This is a genomic window from Streptomyces sp. NPDC127595, from assembly GCF_042671685.1.
In the GTDB taxonomy this organism is placed as follows: domain Bacteria; phylum Actinomycetota; class Actinomycetes; order Streptomycetales; family Streptomycetaceae; genus Streptomyces.
This window is the reverse complement of sequence record NZ_JBHXWK010000004.1, coordinates 454678-472073: the sequence shown is the minus strand read 5'-3', so window position 1 is coordinate 472073 and position 17396 is coordinate 454678. Positions and strand designations below refer to the sequence as shown.

Annotated in this window: 18 protein-coding genes; 17 read left to right on the top strand and 1 reads right to left on the bottom strand. The window is 67.8% G+C overall.

The features are described 5' to 3' along the window. The first annotated feature begins 192 nt into the window (after window positions 1–192). The 17 genes from rpmE (at window position 193) to ACFVKT_RS16180 (ending at window position 15476) form a co-directional block, all read left to right on the top strand. Window positions 193–414 (top strand): 50S ribosomal protein L31, encoded by a 222-nt coding sequence (rpmE, locus tag ACFVKT_RS16260; protein ID WP_010984345.1) that lies wholly within the window; start codon window positions 193–195, stop codon window positions 412–414. A 135-nt stretch (window positions 415–549) separates the two neighbouring features. Then, window positions 550–1626: a peptide chain release factor 1 gene (gene prfA / locus ACFVKT_RS16255; RefSeq protein ID WP_385731819.1), complete on the top strand. Its 1077-nt coding sequence runs from the start codon at window positions 550–552 to the stop codon at window positions 1624–1626. Window positions 1627–1711: 85 nt separating this feature from the next. Beyond that, window positions 1712–2557, top strand: a complete 846-nt coding sequence (gene prmC, locus ACFVKT_RS16250; protein WP_384382720.1) for a peptide chain release factor N(5)-glutamine methyltransferase — start codon at window positions 1712–1714, stop codon at window positions 2555–2557. A 53-nt stretch (window positions 2558–2610) separates the two neighbouring features. After that, window positions 2611–3258 carry an L-threonylcarbamoyladenylate synthase gene (locus ACFVKT_RS16245; protein ID WP_385731817.1) on the top strand — a complete coding sequence of 216 codons (648 nt, stop codon included), beginning with the start codon at window positions 2611–2613 and terminating at the stop codon, window positions 3256–3258. After that, window positions 3255–3920 (top strand): protein-tyrosine-phosphatase, encoded by a 666-nt coding sequence (locus ACFVKT_RS16240; protein ID WP_326720645.1) that lies wholly within the window; start codon window positions 3255–3257, stop codon window positions 3918–3920. Before ACFVKT_RS16245 ends, ACFVKT_RS16240 begins: the two co-directional genes overlap by 4 nt. Before the next feature lie 128 nt (window positions 3921–4048). After that, a complete protein-coding gene (glyA, locus tag ACFVKT_RS16235) occupies window positions 4049–5287 on the top strand; it encodes a serine hydroxymethyltransferase (RefSeq protein ID WP_385731815.1) in 1239 nt (412 codons plus the stop codon). Between the two features lie 129 nt (window positions 5288–5416). Next, on the top strand, window positions 5417–6781 hold the full coding sequence (locus ACFVKT_RS16230) for an MraY family glycosyltransferase (RefSeq protein ID WP_385731812.1): 1365 nt from the start codon (window positions 5417–5419) through the stop codon (window positions 6779–6781). 297 nt (window positions 6782–7078) lie between these two features. Continuing rightward, window positions 7079–7516, top strand: coding sequence for a hypothetical protein (locus ACFVKT_RS16225; protein WP_365441009.1), 438 nt, complete (start codon window positions 7079–7081; stop codon window positions 7514–7516). Between the two features lie 210 nt (window positions 7517–7726). Continuing rightward, window positions 7727–8563, top strand: a complete 837-nt coding sequence (gene atpB, locus ACFVKT_RS16220; protein WP_385732133.1) for a F0F1 ATP synthase subunit A — start codon at window positions 7727–7729, stop codon at window positions 8561–8563. Window positions 8564–8638: 75 nt separating this feature from the next. After that, window positions 8639–8875 carry a F0F1 ATP synthase subunit C gene (locus tag ACFVKT_RS16215; protein ID WP_067273352.1) on the top strand — a complete coding sequence of 79 codons (237 nt, stop codon included), beginning with the start codon at window positions 8639–8641 and terminating at the stop codon, window positions 8873–8875. A gap of 41 nt (window positions 8876–8916) precedes the next feature. Beyond that, the gene (locus ACFVKT_RS16210) at window positions 8917–9462 is read left to right on the top strand and encodes a F0F1 ATP synthase subunit B (protein WP_385731809.1); all 546 of its coding nucleotides are present in this window, start codon (window positions 8917–8919) and stop codon (window positions 9460–9462) included. Next, the gene (locus ACFVKT_RS16205; protein WP_385731807.1) at window positions 9459–10280 is read left to right on the top strand and encodes a F0F1 ATP synthase subunit delta; all 822 of its coding nucleotides are present in this window, start codon (window positions 9459–9461) and stop codon (window positions 10278–10280) included. Before ACFVKT_RS16210 ends, ACFVKT_RS16205 begins: the two co-directional genes overlap by 4 nt. A gap of 130 nt (window positions 10281–10410) precedes the next feature. Beyond that, window positions 10411–12003: a F0F1 ATP synthase subunit alpha gene (gene atpA, locus ACFVKT_RS16200; protein ID WP_385731805.1), complete on the top strand. Its 1593-nt coding sequence runs from the start codon at window positions 10411–10413 to the stop codon at window positions 12001–12003. Between the two features lie 20 nt (window positions 12004–12023). Beyond that, on the top strand, window positions 12024–12938 hold the full coding sequence (locus tag ACFVKT_RS16195; protein WP_385731803.1) for a F0F1 ATP synthase subunit gamma: 915 nt from the start codon (window positions 12024–12026) through the stop codon (window positions 12936–12938). Then, window positions 12938–14374, top strand: coding sequence for a F0F1 ATP synthase subunit beta (gene atpD, locus ACFVKT_RS16190; RefSeq protein WP_385731802.1), 1437 nt, complete (start codon window positions 12938–12940; stop codon window positions 14372–14374). Before ACFVKT_RS16195 ends, atpD begins: the two co-directional genes overlap by 1 nt. Before the next feature lie 142 nt (window positions 14375–14516). Then, window positions 14517–14891: a F0F1 ATP synthase subunit epsilon gene (locus tag ACFVKT_RS16185; RefSeq protein ID WP_385731800.1), complete on the top strand. Its 375-nt coding sequence runs from the start codon at window positions 14517–14519 to the stop codon at window positions 14889–14891. A 138-nt stretch (window positions 14892–15029) separates the two neighbouring features. Further along, the gene (locus ACFVKT_RS16180; protein ID WP_384382707.1) at window positions 15030–15476 is read left to right on the top strand and encodes a DUF2550 domain-containing protein; all 447 of its coding nucleotides are present in this window, start codon (window positions 15030–15032) and stop codon (window positions 15474–15476) included. A gap of 21 nt (window positions 15477–15497) precedes the next feature. On the opposite strand, the gene ACFVKT_RS16175 is transcribed toward ACFVKT_RS16180, so the two are convergent. Then, window positions 15498–17342: a glycosyl hydrolase family 18 protein gene (locus ACFVKT_RS16175; RefSeq protein WP_385731798.1), complete on the bottom strand. Its 1845-nt coding sequence runs from the start codon at window positions 17340–17342 to the stop codon at window positions 15498–15500. Between the last annotated feature and the right edge of the window lie 54 nt (window positions 17343–17396).

Sequence of the window (17396 nt, the reverse complement as noted above, 5' to 3'; positions counted from 1 at the left end):
GCGTCGCCGAGCGGCGCCGGAAGGGGCTGGGAAGCGTCGACCCAGCGGCACCGGAAGGCTCAGGGAATAGATCATGGCGTCCCCCGGTTTTGGGGGATGCGGCCAGTCCTGGCAGACTGGTACGTCGGCTCCGGTTCACGCACCCGCAATCCGCGGCTGCGACCCGGCGCCCTCCCGAAACTAGGAGACACCTTGAAGCGCGACATCCACCCCGAGTACGTCGAGACGCAGGTCAGCTGCACCTGTGGCGCGTCGTTCACCACCCGCAGCACGATCTCCAGCGGCACCGTCCGTGCCGAGGTCTGCTCCGAGTGCCACCCGTTCTACACGGGCAAGCAGAAGATCCTCGACACCGGTGGCCGCGTGGCCCGCTTCGAGGCCCGCTTCGGCAAGGCTGCCGCTGCCAAGAAGTAGCGACCTCACAGCGCCGGTCTTCGGTGCCCCCTGCACGGGGGCGCCGGGACCGGCGCTTTGCGGTGCAGCCCCCATTCGTTTTATCTACGTCCCCGAGCCCATCATGGAGCCGGGGGCAGCCCATTGGAGCCGGAGATGTTCGAGGCGGTCGAGGAACTGATCGGCGAGCACGCCGATCTGGAGAAGAAGCTCGCTGACCCGTCGGTCCACGCCGACCAGGCCAACGCGCGCAAGCTCAACAAGCGCTACGCGGAGCTGACCCCGATCGTCGCGACGTACCGCTCCTGGAAGCAGACCGGGGACGACATCGAGACGGCGAAGGAGTTCGTCGCCGACGACCCGGACTTCGCCGCCGAGGTCAAGGAGCTGGAGAAGCAGCGCGAGGAGCTGACGGAGAAACTCCGGCTGCTGCTGGTCCCGCGCGACCCCAGCGACGACAAGGACGTCATCCTCGAGATCAAGGCCGGCGCGGGTGGCGACGAGTCGGCGCTCTTCGCCGGTGACCTGCTGCGCATGTACCTGCGCTACGCCGAGCGCGTCGGCTGGAAGACCGAGATCATCGATGCCACCGAGTCCGAGCTCGGCGGCTACAAGGACGTCCAGGTCGCCGTGAAGACCAAGGGCGGCAACGGCGCGACCGAGCCCGGCCAGGGTGTCTGGGCGCGGCTGAAGTACGAGGGCGGGGTGCACCGCGTACAGCGCGTGCCGTCGACCGAGTCGCAGGGCCGCATCCACACCTCCGCCGCCGGTGTGCTGGTCACGCCCGAGGCCGAGGAGGTCGACGTCGAGATCCACGCCAACGACCTGCGTATCGACGTCTACCGCTCCTCGGGTCCCGGCGGCCAGTCCGTCAACACCACCGACTCCGCGGTGCGCATCACGCACATTCCCACCGGAGTCGTCGCCTCCTGCCAGAACGAGAAGAGCCAGCTGCAGAACAAGGAGCAGGCGATGCGTATCCTGCGCTCCAGGCTCCTCGCGGCGGCGCAGGAGGAAGCGGAACGGGAGGCCGCGGACGTCCGCCGCAGCCAGGTCCGCACCGTCGACCGCTCCGAGAAGATCCGTACGTACAACTTCCCGGAGAATCGCATCTCGGACCACCGTGTCGGCTTCAAGGCGTACAACTTGGATCAGGTCCTCGACGGCGACCTGGACGCGATGATCCAGGCCTGCGTCGACGCGGACTCGGCCGCGAAGCTCGCCGCCGCGTAAGTCGAACAAAGCTGTGTAGAGCCCCACCAAAGCTGTGTAGAGCCCCACCGACCTTCACGACAACAGCTCAGCCCGGAGGACCAGCGTGAACCTGCTGCTCGCGGAAGTGGCCCAGGCCACCCAGCGGCTGGCCGACGCCGGCGTGCCCTCGCCGCGTAATGACGCGGAGGAGCTCGCCGCCTTCGTGCACGGCGTGAAGCGGGGCGAGCTGCACACCGTCAAGGACACCGACTTCGACGCCCGTTACTGGGAGGTGACCGCGCGCCGCGAGGCGCGCGAGCCGCTCCAGCACATCACCGGACGCGCCTACTTCCGGTATCTGGAACTCCAGGTCGGGCCAGGGGTGTTCGTGCCGCGCCCGGAGACCGAGTCCGTCGTCGGCTGGGCCATAGACGCCGTACGCGCCATGGATGTCGTGGAGCCGCTGATCGTCGACCTGTGCACGGGCTCCGGCGCCATCGCGCTCGCCCTCGCGCAGGAGGTCCCGCGCTCCCGTGTGCACGCCGTGGAGCTGTCCGAGGACGCCCTTCAGTGGACCCGCAAGAACGTCGCGGGCTCCAGGGTCGACCTGCGCCAGGGAGACGCCCTGGAGGCCTTTCCCGACCTCGACGGCCATGTCGACCTGGTCGTCTCCAATCCGCCGTACATCCCGCTCACGGAATGGGAGTACGTCCAGCCGGAGGCACGGGACTACGATCCCGAACTCGCCCTGTTCTCGGGCGAGGACGGCCTCGACCTGATCCGTGGCATCGAGCGCACCGCGCACCGACTCCTGCGGCCCGGCGGTGTCGTCGTCATCGAGCACGCCGACACCCAGGGCGGGCAGGTGCCGTGGATCTTCACCGAGGAGCGGGGCTGGGCCGACGCGGCCGACCACCCGGACCTCAACAACCGGCCGCGGTTCGCGACCGCCCGCAAGGCGATGCCGTGAGCACGCGCATCGAGTTCCCCAGGCAGCAGTACGTGTACGAGGAGGACCGCTAAATGGCACGGCGATACGACACCAACGACGCGACCGACCGCACCACCGGTCTGCGCGAAGCCGCGTCCGCCGTCCGCCGCGGCGAGCTGGTCGTCCTCCCGACCGACACGGTGTACGGCATCGGCGCCGACGCGTTCTCCTCCGACGCCGTCGCCGATCTCCTCGACGCCAAGGGCCGGGGCCGCAACATGCCCACCCCTGTCCTCATCGGCTCCCCGAACACTCTGCACGGCCTGGTCACGGACTTCTCCGAGATGGCCTGGGAGCTGGTCGACGCGTTCTGGCCGGGTGCGCTCACCCTCGTCGCCAAGCACCAGCCGTCCCTCCAGTGGGACCTGGGGGACACCCGTGGCACCGTCGCCGTACGCATGCCGCTGCACCCCGTCGCCATCGAACTGCTCACCGAGGTCGGCCCGATGGCCGTCTCCTCCGCCAACCTCACGGGTCACCCCTCGCCGGAGGACTGTGACGCCGCGCAGGAGATGCTCGGCGACTCCATCTCGGTCTACCTGGACGGCGGCCCGACCCCCGGCATCGTCCCCTCCTCGATCGTCGACGTGACCGGCAAGGTGCCCGTGCTGCTGCGCGAGGGGGCACTGTCGGCCGAGGAGCTGCGGAAGGTCGTACCCGACCTCGAGGTGGCGAATTGACAGCCCCTGACGCGGGGCGTGGCATAGGCACGGGGATCACGGGGGCCAACGGTTCTCCCAGGGGGTCCTTCCGCATCCTCCACGTCAGCACCGGCAATGTGTGCCGCTCGCCGATCACCGAGCGGCTGACCCGCCATGCCCTCGCGGACCGGCTCGGCGACCCCCTGTGGGGCGGTCTCATCGTGGAGAGCGCGGGCACCTGGGGGCACGAGGGTGCACCCATGGAGACCAACGCCGCCACGGTCCTCACCGACTACGGCGCGGACCCCTCCGGCTTCGTCGGCCGTGAACTCCTCGACGACCACGTCATCCGCGCCGACCTGGTCCTCACCGCCACCCGCGACCACCGCGCCCAGGTCATCTCCATGGGCCACTCGGCGGGCCTGCGCACCTTCACCCTGAAGGAGTTCACCCGGCTCGTACGGGCCATAGACCCCGCGACGCTCCCACCCCTGGAGGAGGGAGTGGTCGAGCGCGCACGCGCCCTGGTACGGGCCGCGGCGGCTCTACGCGGGTGGCTCCTGGCCCCCACCGCGGAGGCGGACGAGGTCTTCGACCCCTACGGCGCCCCGCTGCCGTTCTTCCGCTCGATCGGGGACGAGATCAATGAGGCGCTGGATCCGGTGGTGACGGCGCTGACGGGCGTACCTACCCGGACGTGATCCGGCCGCGACCGGGACGGACGGAGTCCGGCGCAAGGACGTACCTACCCGGACGTGACACCGGGCGACCCACCGGTCCCGGTTCTACATTGGACTTAGCACCCCCATGCCGAGGTCCGGAGTCCACCATGCCGGTCACACGAACGCTGGAAGCGGATGTTCTGCGTCGGCAGGACCCGGAGCTCGCCGAGATCCTGATCGGGGAGCTGGAGCGGCAGTCGACGACGCTGCAGCTCATCGCGGCCGAGAACTTCACCTCGCCGGCCGTGCTGGCCGCACTCGGGTCGCCGCTGGCCAACAAGTACGCCGAGGGGTATCCGGGCGCCCGCCACCACGGCGGCTGCGAGATCGTGGACGTCGCCGAACGGGTCGCCGTGGACCGGGCGAAGGCGCTCTTCGGCGCCGAACACGCCAACGTGCAGTCCCACTCGGGGAGTTCGGCGGTCCTCGCCGCGTACGCCGCCCTGCTGCGCCCCGGTGACACCGTCCTGGCGATGGGGCTGCCCTTCGGCGGCCACCTCACGCACGGGTCGCCCGCGAACTTCTCCGGAAGGTGGTTCGACTTCGTCGGGTACGGCGTCGAGGCGGAGACCGGGCTCATCGACTACGAGCAGGTGCGCGCGCTGGCCCGTACGCACCGCCCGAAGGCCATCGTCTGCGGATCCATCTCCTACCCCCGGCACATCGATTACGCACTGTTCAGGGAGATCGCCGACGAAGTGGGCGCCTATCTCATCGCCGACGCCGCCCATCCCATCGGGCTCGTCGCCGGGGGAGCGGCGCCCAATCCGGTGCCGTACGCCGACGTGGTCTGCGCCACCACCCACAAGGTGCTCCGGGGCCCGCGCGGCGGCATGATCCTGTGCGGCGGCGAGCTGGCCGAGCGCGTCGACCGGGCCGTCTTCCCGTTCACCCAGGGCGGCGCTCAGATGCACACGATCGCGGCCAAGGCCGTCGCGTTCGGCGAGGCGGCGACCCCCGCCTTCACGGCGTACGCCCATCAGGTCGTCGCCAACGCCCGGGTGCTCGCCGGGGCGCTGGACGCGGAAGGGCTCGCGATCACCACCGGCGGCACCGACACCCACCTGCTCACCGCCGACAGCACGCCCCTCGGCGTCGACGGGCGCACCGCCCGCGGACGTCTCGCCGCCGCCGGGATGGTCCTCGACACCTGCGCGCTGCCGCACGGGGACGCGCGTGGGCTGCGGCTGGGGACGGCGGCGCTGACCACGCAGGGGATGGGGGAGGCGGAGATGGCGCGGGTGGCCGTACTCTTCGCGAGTGTGCTGCGGGACGAGACGGACGCGAAGACGGTTCGTGAAGAAGTCAGGGAGCTGACCAGCAGTTTTCCGCCGTATCCCGGCTGATGTGGGGTAGACGGAACCTCGTGCACAGCCACTCGTGCAACCATCGTCGCTACCCGGAAGTCCCCAACCATATGCGTGCATCGATAAGGTGTGGGGCTCAGATGGCCAGCGAGACCTGTGGGGAAGCCTGTGCGTGAATACCTGCTGACGCTCTGCGTGACGGCCGCGGTGACGTATCTGCTGACAGGGCCGGTGCGGAAGTTCGCGATCGTGGCCGGAGCCATGCCGGAAATCCGCGCGCGCGACGTGCACCGAGAACCGACCCCGCGGCTCGGCGGCATCGCGATGTTCTTCGGACTGTGCGCGGGCCTGCTGGTCGCGGACCACCTGGAGAACCTCAGCGACGTCTTCGCGAACTCCAACGAGCCGCGTGCCCTGCTCTCCGGGGCGGCGCTGATCTGGCTGATCGGTGTCCTGGACGACAAGTTCGAGATCGACGCCCTGATCAAGCTGGGCGGCCAGATGATCGCGGCCGGTGTGATGGTCGTGCAGGGTCTGACGATCCTGTGGCTGCCCATCCCGGGCGTCGGCCTGGTGGCGCTCACCTCGTGGCAGGGCACCCTGCTCACCGTCGCCCTGGTCGTCATCACCATCAACGCCGTGAACTTCGTGGACGGCCTGGACGGTCTGGCCGCCGGAGTGGTGTGCATCGCGTCCGCCGCGTTCTTCCTGTACGCGTACCGCATCTGGTACAGCTACGGAATCGAGGCCGCCGCCCCCGCCACGCTTTTCGCGGCGATCCTGATGGGCATGTGCCTGGGCTTCCTGCCGCACAACATGCACCCCGCGCGGATCTTCATGGGCGACTCCGGCTCAATGCTCATCGGGCTCGTGCTGGCCGGCGGCGCCATCTCCATCACCGGGCAGATCGACCCCGACGTGATGAACCTGTTCTCCGGGTCCGAGCGGAACACCGTGCACCAGACGGTGCCGGTCTTCATCCCGCTGGTGCTGCCGCTGACGATCATCGCGATCCCGGCCGCCGACCTGGTCCTCGCCATCGTGCGGCGCACCTGGCGCGGACAGTCCCCGTTCGCCGCCGACCGCGGGCACCTGCACCACCGCCTCCTGGAGGTCGGGCACTCGCACAGCCGCGCGGTCATGATCATGTACTTCTGGTCGGCGCTGATCTCCTTCGGCGCCCTCGCGTACTCGGTCAACTCCGGTGCCATGTGGATCGTGCTCGGGATCATGGGGCTCAGCGCGGTCGGTCTCGTGCTGCTCCTGCTGCCGCGCTTCACGCCGCGTACCCCGCGTTGGGCCGAGAGCTTCGTGCCGCCGCGCTATCGCCGTAGCAAGGTCGTAGCCGCCCTTCCGGAGGCGGCGGAGGCTGTGCCGGCTGTGGCGTACGAGGCAGGCGTTCTCGCCGAGGGGGACGGCGCGCAGGAGCACCGGACTCCGGTTGCCGTCGGAGTCTCAGGAGTCAACGGGGCGACGGCACTTGGCGCTCGTTCGCGCTTCCTGGATCGGCGTAAAGCCGAGTCGTCGCGCTGACGCCAAAGTAAGAATCTTGCAAGAGGTTCACACCTCCGCGCTTCGGCAAACTGTCCCAATACCAGACAAGTTGGCTCGCTGAATGCACAGACGCGCACCTTCACTCTCATGTGTGACAGCGAGCACACCAACCAGGTAAAGACCTCATCAAATAGTTTGTGATACGGTTCACGAGAACCCGGGACGGAGCCGAAGGACCCGAGAGAGACGGTCCCTTGGCGTGAGGTTCTCTCTCAGCCCGGGATTACGCTCGTCCATGACGACACCCTGCCCCCCTTAGCAAGCGGAGTTGCCGCCATGCCGTCCAATGACGCCCGGATTCTCCTTCAGGCCGCTGTGCCCACAGCTGCCGTCGGCGCGATTGCCGCCGTCGTCAGTGGTGTGGTCGCCGGTGGCAAGGGAGCAATTGGGGCGGTCGTCGCGACGCTGGTCGTGATCCTCTTCATGGGCATCGGGCTCTACGTTCTGCAGCGCACTGCCAAATCGCTTCCGCACTTGTTCCAGGCGATGGGTCTGATGCTCTATACGGCACAGATTCTTCTGCTGTTCATCTTTGTCGCGGCGTTCAAGAACACGACGCTGTTCAACCCCAAAGCCTTCGCGATCACGCTTGTCGCCACCACGCTCGCGTGGATCGGTGCCCAGGCGCGTGCCTACATGAAGGCCAAGATCCTCTACGTCGAACCCGAGTCCTCGAAGGGCGACAAGCCCGAAAAGACGGGGCACTCGTCGTGAGGGGTAGGGCCGGGATAAGCGAGCGTAGGAACCCCTGCTATCGTCCGGTGCCAACTGCGGCATCGCGGGCGCGGGCATCTGAGCTGACGCCTGCTCAAACGCGAGGCTTGATGCCCCACAGCCGCCCCCACATCCGTTACACCAGTCCAGTGCCGAACCGCGGCTGCGCGCCGCGCCGACACAACGAGGTTGCCGTACCTATGCGCCACGCTGAAGGAGCCCGCGGTGAGTGCTGACCCGACGCAGGTGCTCGCCTTTGAGACCGACTGTCACATCTTCGATGGCTGTGGCTTCCCCGCTCCCGGCCTGCACTCGTTCCTGTTCGAGCCCCTCGTGGGCGATGCGGACAGCAGCGTCTATTTCAACAAGACGATGCTGCTGGCGCTGCTCGGCTCGGTGATCGTCGTCGGCTTCTTCTGGGCCGCCTTCCGTAAGCCGCAGGTCGTTCCGGGCAAGCTGCAGATGGTCGCCGAGTCGGGCTACGACTTCATCCGCCGCGGTGTCGTCTACGAAACGATCGGCAAGAAGGAAGGCGAGAAGTACGTACCCCTGGTCGTCTCGCTCTTCTTCTTCATCTGGATGATGAACCTCTGGTCGATCGTTCCGGTCGCCCAGTTCCCGGTGACGTCGATCATCGCGTACCCCGCGGTACTTGCCGGGATCGTCTACATCCTGTGGGTCTCGCTGACCTTCAAGCGACACGGATTCGTCGGCGCGTTCAAGAACTTCTCCGGCTACGACAAGTCGCTGGGCCCGGTTCTTCCGCTGGCGATGGGCATCGAGCTGCTTTCGAACCTGATCGTCCGGCCGTTCACGCATGCGGTACGACTGTTCGCGAACATGTTCGCGGGTCACACCCTGCTGCTGCTGTTCACGATCGCCAGCTGGTACCTGCTCAACGGCATCGGGATCGCCTACGCGGGCGTCTCGTTCGTCATGGTGCTTGTCATGACGGCGTTCGAGCTGTTCATCCAGGCCCTGCAGGCCTATGTCTTCGTGCTTCTGACCTGCACCTTCATCCAGGGCGCGCTCGCCGAGCACCACTGAGCAACCCCCCTGTAAAACCCCCAAAGCGTCCGGTGGCCAACCTCCGCCGGTCCGTACAGAGAAGGAAGAATCAGCATGGCTGCCACTGAGACCCTCGCCGCTGTCTCCGGCTCCCTCGGCTCCATCGGCTACGGCCTCGCCGCCATCGGCCCTGGCGTCGGCGTCGGCATCATCTTCGGCAACGGCACCCAGGCCCTCGCCCGTCAGCCCGAGGCTGCCGGTCTGATCCGCGCCAACCAGATCCTCGGCTTCGCCTTCTGTGAGGCGCTCGCCCTCATCGGTCTGGTCATGCCGTTCGTCTACGGCGTCTGATCGTCGGATCCACGACAGCCCACTAGACGAAAGGCACTGATATGAGCCAGCTGCTCACTGTCGCGGCCGAGGAGTTGGAAAACCCCCTCGTCCCGCCGATTCCCGAGCTTGTCATCGGCCTGATCGCCTTCGTCATCGTCTTCGGCTTCCTCGCCAAGAAGCTTCTCCCGAACATCAACAAGGTTCTGGAGCAGCGTCGCGAGGCCATCGAGGGCGGTATCGAGAAGGCCGAGGCCGCTCAGACCGAGGCCCAGAGCGTGCTCCAGCAGTACAAGGATCAGCTCGCCGAAGCCCGGCACGAGGCCGCGCGACTGCGCCAGGAGGCGCAGGAGCAGGGCGCCACGCTCATCGCCGAGATGCGCGCGGAAGGCCAGCGGCAGCGTGAGGAAATCATCGCCGCCGGTCACACGCAGATCGAGGCGGACCGCAAGGCCGCGGCGCAGGCGCTGCGTCAGGACGTCGGCCAGCTGGCCACCGCCCTGGCCGGCAAGCTCGTCGGCGAGTCCCTGGAGGACCACGCCCGGCAGAGCCGCACCATCGACCGCTTCCTCGACGAGCTCGAGGAGAAGGCCGAGGCGGCTCGATGACAGCGCACGGAGCGAGCCGCGAGGCAACCGCAGCCGCACGTGAGCGTCTCGACGCGCTGACGGACAACACGTCCGTGGACGCGGCGCAGCTCGCGGACGAGCTGGCCGCGGTCACCGCGCTGCTCCACCGCGAGGTGTCGCTGCGACGGGTCCTGACCGACCCGTCGCAGCCCGGAGAGGCCAAGGCCGAGCTGGCCGGACGCCTGTTCGGCAGCCAGGTCAGCGGGTCGACCGCCGATCTGGTGGCCGGTCTGGTGCGCTCGCGCTGGTCGCAGTCGCGCGACCTCGTGGACGCCCTCGAAGAGCTGGCAAGCCTCGCCGACCTCACGTCGGCGCAGCAGGCCGGCCGCCTCGACAACGTCGAGGACGAGCTGTTCCGCTTCGGCCGGATCGTCTCTTCGAACACCGAGCTGCGCGCCGCGCTGACCGACCGCGCCGCGACGACCGCGGCCAAGAGCGAGCTGCTGCGCAGCCTGCTCGGCGGCCGGGCGGACGTGACGACCGAACGTCTGGTGACGCGCCTTGTGACCGCACCTCGTGGACGTAGCCTGGAAGCGGGACTCGAGTCCCTGTCCAGGCTCGCCGCCGAGCGTCGCGAGCGCATGGTCGCCGTCGTCACCTCCGCGGTTCCGCTGAGCGACGGACAGAAGCAGCGCCTCGGCGCCGCTCTGGCGAAGCTCTACGGCCGTCAGATGCACCTCAACCTCGACGTGGACCCCGAGGTCCTCGGCGGGATCCAGGTGCAGGTCGGCGACGAGATCATCAACGGTTCGATCGCGGACCGTCTCGCGGACGCCAGCCGCCGCATGGCCGGCTGACCCCAACTTCATACGCAGTACGTACCTACGGCCCTCGTTGGGCCGTGCAGAGGATTCACCTCTTTACAGGGGGGAGTCCCCATCCCCCCAAGTGAAACTTCGGGCCCAACAAGGAGAGCAGGGAACCCAGATGGCGGAGCTCACGATCCGGCCGGAGGAGATCCGGGACGCGCTGGAGAACTTCGTCCAGTCGTACAAGCCGGACGCGGCCTCGCGCGAGGAGGTCGGTACGGTCACCGTCGCCGGCGACGGTATTGCCAAGATCGAGGGCCTTCCCTCGGCGATGGCGAACGAACTGCTGAAGTTCGAGGACGGAACCCTCGGCCTCGCGCTGAACCTGGAAGAGCGCGAGATCGGTGCGGTCGTCCTCGGCGAGTTCAGCGGTATCGAGGAGGGCCAGCCGGTGCAGCGCACCGGTGAGGTGCTGTCCGTCGCCGTGGGCGAGGGCTACCTCGGCCGCGTCGTCGACCCGCTCGGCAACCCGATCGACGGCCTCGGCGAGATCGAGACCAGCGGACGCCGCGCCCTTGAGCTGCAGGCTCCGGGCGTCATGATCCGCAAGTCGGTGCACGAGCCGATGGAGACGGGCTACAAGGCCGTCGACGCGATGACCCCGATCGGCCGTGGCCAGCGTCAGCTGGTCATCGGTGACCGTCAGACCGGCAAGACCGCGCTGGCCGTCGACACGATCATCAACCAGCGCGACAACTGGCGCTCGGGCGACACCAAGAAGCAGGTCCGCTGCATCTACGTCGCCATCGGTCAGAAGGGTTCGACCATCGCCTCCGTGCGTGGCGCCCTCGAAGAGGCCGGCGCGCTGGAGTACACGACCATCGTCGCCGCCCCGGCGTCCGACCCGGCCGGCTTCAAGTACCTTGCGCCGTACACCGGTTCGGCCATCGGCCAGCAGTGGATGTACGAGGGCAAGCACGTCCTCATCATCTTCGACGACCTCTCGAAGCAGGCCGACGCCTACCGCGCCGTGTCCCTGCTGCTCCGCCGTCCGCCGGGGCGCGAGGCCTACCCCGGTGACGTCTTCTACCTGCACTCCCGTCTCCTTGAGCGCTGCGCGAAGCTCTCCGACGAGCTGGGCGCCGGTTCGATGACCGGTCTGCCGATCGTCGAGACCAAGGCGAACGACGTGTCGGCGTTCATCCCGACCAACGTCATCTCCATCACCGACGGCCAGTGCTTCCTGGAGTCGGACCTGTTCAACGCCGGTCAGCGCCCCGCGCTGAACGTCGGTATCTCGGTCTCCCGCGTCGGTGGCTCCGCCCAGCACAAGGCGATGCGCCAGGTGTCCGGCCGGCTCCGTCTCGACCTCGCCCAGTACCGCGAGCTGGAGGCGTTCGCCGCCTTCGGTTCCGACCTGGACGCGGCGTCGAAGGCGCAGTTGGAGCGCGGTCAGCGCCTGGTCGAGCTGCTCAAGCAGCCTCAGTACCAGCCGATGGCCACCGAGGACCAGGTCGTCTCCGTCTGGGCCGCCACCACCGGCAAGATGGACGAGGTCCCGGTCTCCGACATCCGCCGCTTCGAGACGGAGCTCCTGGAGTACCTGCACCGCAAGGAGCAGGGCCTCATGACCTCCATCAAGGAGGGCGCGAAGATGTCGGACGACACTCTGACGGCCATCGCCGACGCCATCGCGGAGTTCAAGAAGCAGTTCGAGACCTCGGACGGCAAGCTTCTCGGCGAAGACGCTCCGGCCGCCGCGGCCAAGTGACGACGGAAGGGACCTGACTCATGGGAGCCCAGCTCCGGGTCTACAAGCGTCGTATCAAGTCCGTCACCGCGACCAAGAAGATCACCAAGGCGATGGAGATGATCGCCGCCTCGCGTGTCGTCAAGGCGCAGCGCAAGGTGGCGGCCTCCGCACCGTACGCGACCGAGCTCATCCGCGCGGTCACGGCGGTCGGCACCGGCTCGAACACCAAGCACCCGCTGACCACGGAGGCGGAGACGGCGACCCGCTCCGCGGTGCTGCTCCTCACGAGCGACCGCGGACTGGCCGGCGCCTTCAACTCCAACGCCATCAAGGCCGCCGAGCTGCTGACGGCGCGCCTTGAGGCGGAGGGCAAGGAGGTCGACACGTACATCGTCGGCCGCCGTGGTCTGGCCCACTACAACTTCCGCGAGCGCAAGGTCGTGGAATCGTGGTCGGGCTTCACCGACGAGCCCACCTACGCGGACGCGAAGAAGGTCGCGGGTCCGCTGATCGAGGCCATCGAGAAGGAGACGGCGGACGGCGGCGTGGACGAACTCCACATCGTCTACACCGAGTTCGTCTCGATGATGACGCAGAACGCGGTCGACAGCCGACTGCTGCCGCTGCGCCTCGAAGAGGTTGCGGAGGAGGCGCCCAAGGGCGAGATCCTTCCGCTGTACGAGTTCGAGCCGTCGGCCGAGGACGTCCTTGACGCCCTGCTGCCGCGGTACGTCGAGAGCCGTATCTACAACGCGCTGCTCCAGTCGGCTGCCTCCAAGCACGCCGCCACCCGCCGCGCGATGAAGTCGGCGACCGACAACGCGGGAGACCTGATCACCACGCTCTCCCGTCTTGCCAACGCGGCCCGCCAGGCCGAAATCACCCAGGAAATCAGCGAGATCGTCGGTGGCTCCGCAGCCCTGGCCGACGCGACCGCGGGGAGTGACAAGTAATGACGACGACAGTTGAGACGGCCGTTGCCACGGGCCGCGTCGCCCGGGTCATCGGCCCGGTCGTCGACGTGGAATTCCCCGTCGACGCGATGCCGGAGATCTACAACGCCCTTCACGTCGAGGTGGCCGACCCGGCCAACGCCGGCGAGAAGAAGATCCTGACCCTGGAGGTCGCCCAGCACCTGGGTGACGGCCTGGTCCGCACCATCTCCATGCAGCCCACCGACGGCCTGGTCCGCCAGGCCGCGGTCACCGACACGGGCACGGGCATCTCCGTCCCGGTCGGCGACTTCACCAAGGGCAAGGTGTTCAACACCCTCGGCGAGGTGCTGAACTCCGACGAGAAGTACACGGGCGAGCGCTGGACCATCCACCGCAAGGCCCCGCGCTTCGACGAGCTCGAGTCGAAGACCGAGATGTTCGAGACCGGCGTCAAGGTCATCGACCTTCTCACCCCGTACGTCAAGGGTGGAAAGATCGGTCTGTTCGGCGGTGCCGGTGTCGGCAAGACGGTGCTCATCCAGGAGATGATCTACCGCGTCGCCAACAACCACGACGGTGTCTCCGTGTTCGCCGGTGTCGGCGAGCGCACCCGTGAGGGCAACGACCTCATCGAGGAGATGTCCGAGTCCGGCGTCATCGACAAGACGGCGCTTGTCTTCGGTCAGATGGACGAGCCCCCGGGCACCCGTCTCCGTGTCGCCCTTGCCGGTCTGACCATGGCGGAGTACTTCCGCGATGTGCAGAAGCAGGACGTGCTGTTCTTCATCGACAACATCTTCCGCTTCACGCAGGCCGGTTCCGAGGTCTCGACCCTGCTCGGCCGTATGCCCTCCGCGGTGGGTTACCAGCCGAACCTGGCCGACGAGATGGGTCTCCTCCAGGAGCGCATCACCTCGACCCGTGGTCACTCGATCACCTCGATGCAGGCGATCTACGTCCCCGCGGACGACCTGACCGACCCGGCCCCGGCCACCACCTTCGCCCACCTCGACGCGACGACGGTTCTCTCCCGTCCGATCTCCGAGAAGGGCATCTACCCGGCCGTGGACCCGCTGGACTCCACGTCCCGCATCCTGGACCCCCGCTACATCGCGGCGGACCACTACGCGGCCGCGATGCGCGTCAAGTCGGTTCTGCAGAAGTACAAGGACCTTCAGGACATCATCGCGATCCTCGGTATCGACGAGCTGGGCGAGGAGGACAAGCTCACCGTCCACCGCGCCCGTCGCGTGGAGCGCTTCCTGTCCCAGAACACCCACGTCGCCAAGCAGTTCACCGGCGTCGACGGTTCGGACGTACCGCTGGAGGAGTCGATCACGGCCTTCAACGCGATCATCGACGGCGAGTACGACCACTTCCCGGAGCAGGCGTTCTTCCTCTGCGGTGGCATTGAGGACCTCAAGAAGAACGCCAAGGAGCTCGGCGTCTCCTGAACGGTCTCTTAACCGAGTACTGCTTCTTGGTGAGGGGGCGGGGTCGCACCTCGCGGGGTGCGTCCCGTCCCCTCATGTACGCCTACTAGACTTTGACCCAACACCCGGCGGCAAAGCCGGGTGGTGACCCGAGGAGCCCACCTTGGCTGCTGAGCTGCATGTCGAGCTCGTCGCCGCGGACCGCAGTGTCTGGTCCGGCGAGGCCACCCTGGTCGTCGCGCGTACCACGTCCGGCGACATCGGCGTCATGCCCGGTCACCAGCCGCTGCTCGGTGTGCTGGAGTCGGGCCCGGTGACCATCCGTACGAGTGATGGTGGAACGGTCGTCGCAGCGGTGCACGGCGGTTTCATCTCGTTCGCGGACAACAAGCTCTCGCTGCTGGCCGAGATCGCCGAGCTGTCGGACGAGATCGACGTCCAGCGCGTGGAGCGCGAGCTCGAGCGCGCGAAGGCGGAGGGCGACGCTTCCGCCGAGCGTCGCGCGGACGTCCGTCTGCGAGCGGTGTCGACGAGCTGAAACCAGCGCGCGACAAGAAGTGACTCAGCCGCGGCCAGGACCGGAGCTTGCTCCGGACCGGGTCGCGGCTGAGGCGATGCGGGTGCTTTTTTCCGTTTCATTACCTGCTTTACCTAGGAGACGAGGAGGTCGGTGTCGATGGTCCTCGCTCTGACTGTGTGCGGGTTGGTAGTCGCGTTCGTGGTGATCGGGCTGTTCGTCTTCGGCCTCCGCCGTCGGCTGATCCAGCGTTCCGGCGGAACCTTCGACTGCAGCCTGCGCTGGGACGTCCCCGAGAAACCCGACACCAACGGCAAGGGCTGGGGCTACGGCGTCGCCCGCTACAACAGCGACCGCATCGAGTGGTATCGCGTCTTCTCCTACGCCCCCCGCCCGCGCCGCGTCCTGGAACGCTCGGCGATCGAGGTGGCCGGACGGCGTGCCCCGGAGGGCGAGGAGGAGATGGCGCTGCTCTCCGACGCGATCATCCTCGCCTGTCTGCACAGGGGTACGCGTCTCGAACTGGCGATGAGCGAAGACGCGCTGACCGGTTTTCTCGCGTGGCTGGAAGCAGCCCCGCCCGGTCAGCGCGTCAATGTCGCCTGACTTACTGCTTACTCAACTTGCTTAGCCGAGACCGTTCTTGATGGCGGTCACGAGTTCGCCGTTCGCGGTGTCACCGCTGAACTCCCAGAAGAACGCGCCACCCAGGCCCTGGGAGTTGGCCCAGGCCATCTTCGTACCGATGGTCGCCGGGGTGTCGTAGCTCCACCAGTTGTTGCCGCAGAACGCGTACGCCGTGCCGGCGATGGTGCCGGTGGACGGGCAGGACGTCTTGAGGACCTTGTAGTCCTCGATGCCCGCCTCGTACGTGCCCGGTGCCGCGCCGGTCGCCGTGCCACCCGGAGTGGACTGGGTGACCCCCGTCCAGCCGCGGCCGTAGAAGCCGATGCCGAGCAGCAGCTTGTTGGACGGCACGCCCTTCGACTTGAGCTTGGCGATCGCGTCGGCCGAGTTGAAGCCGGCCGTCGGGATGCCGGTGTACGAGGTCAGCGGGGAGTGCGGAGCGGTCGGGCCCGTGGGGTTGAAGGCGCCGAAGTAGTCGTACGTCATCACGTTGTACCAGTTGAGGTACTGCGCGGCGCCGCCGTAGTCGGCCGCGTCGATCTTGCCGCCGGAGGAGCCGTCGGCGGTGATGGCCGCGGTCACCAGGTAGTTGCTGCCGAACTCCGTGCGCAGCGCCGAGGTCAGCGTCTTGAAGGAGCTGAAGCCGGAGGTGTCACAGGTCAGGCCGCAGGCGTTGGGGTACTCCCAGTCGATGTCGATGCCGTCGAAGACATCGGCCCAGCGCGGGTCCTCGACCAGGGCCTTGCAGGACTGGGCGAAGGCGGTGGGGTTGGCCGCGGCCTGGGCGAAGCCGCCCGAGTAGGTCCAGCCGCCGAACGACCAGAGCACCTTGATGTTCGGGTACTTGGCCTTCAGCTCGCGCAGCTGGTTGAAGTTGCCGCGCAGCGCCTGGTCCCAGGTGTCGGCCACGCCGCTGACGGAGTCGGCGGCGGTGAACGCCTTGTCGGTGGCGGCGTAGGAGTCGCTCATCACGCACTGCCCGTTCGTGACGTTCCCGAACGAGTAGTTGATGTGCGTGATCTTCGACGCGGAGCCGGACGTGTCCAGGTTCTTGACCTGGTAGTTGCGGCCGTAGATGCCCCACTCGGTGAAGTAGCCGAGGTTGACCTTGCCGCCGGTCGGCGGGGTGGTGGTGCCGCCGGTGGTGGTCACGGAGACCGCGCCGCTCGCCGGACCGGTCTGGTCGGCGGTGTCACGGGCCTTGACCGTGTACGAGTAGGTGGTGCCGGCGGTCAGGCCGGTGTTCGAGTACGAGGTGCCGGTCACCGTCGCGACCGTGGCGCCGTCGCGCAGGACGTCGTAGTTCTTGATGCCCTTGTCGTCGGTGGCCGCGGACCAGGACAGGTTCACCGAGGTGTTGGTGATGGCGGACGCGGTCGGGGTGCCGGGCGCGGAGGGCAGCGCGTCGCCGGGGACCGGCGGCGGCGTGGTGCCGCCGTCACAGGAGCCGCCGTTGATGAGGCAGTTGGAGGGGGCGCCGGTGCCGGCTCCGTTGAAGCCGAAGGAGACGGAGGCGCCGGCCGCGAGGGTGCCGTTGTAGGACTTGTTCTTCGCGGTCCAGTGGGTGCCGGAGGAGGTGACGTCGGCCTCCCAGGCTGAGGTCACGGACGTACCGGAGGGGAAGTCCCACTCGACCGTCCACGAACTGATGCTCGTGGTCCCGGTGTTCTTGACGGTCCACTTGCCTTCGAAGCCGGTGCCCCAGTCCTGGGTCTTGGCGTACGTGGCGGTGGCGCTGGTGGCTGCCTGGGCGGGGCTCGCGAGGCCGACCATGGCGGCGAACGGGAGCAGCAGGGTGGTGAGTCCTGCCACGGCTCTCTGTCTGGCTCGGTGTCTGAAGCGCATCCGCGGTCCTCCGGGGGATTTTGATGAGGTGCGCAGGACAATAGAAAGGTCTGG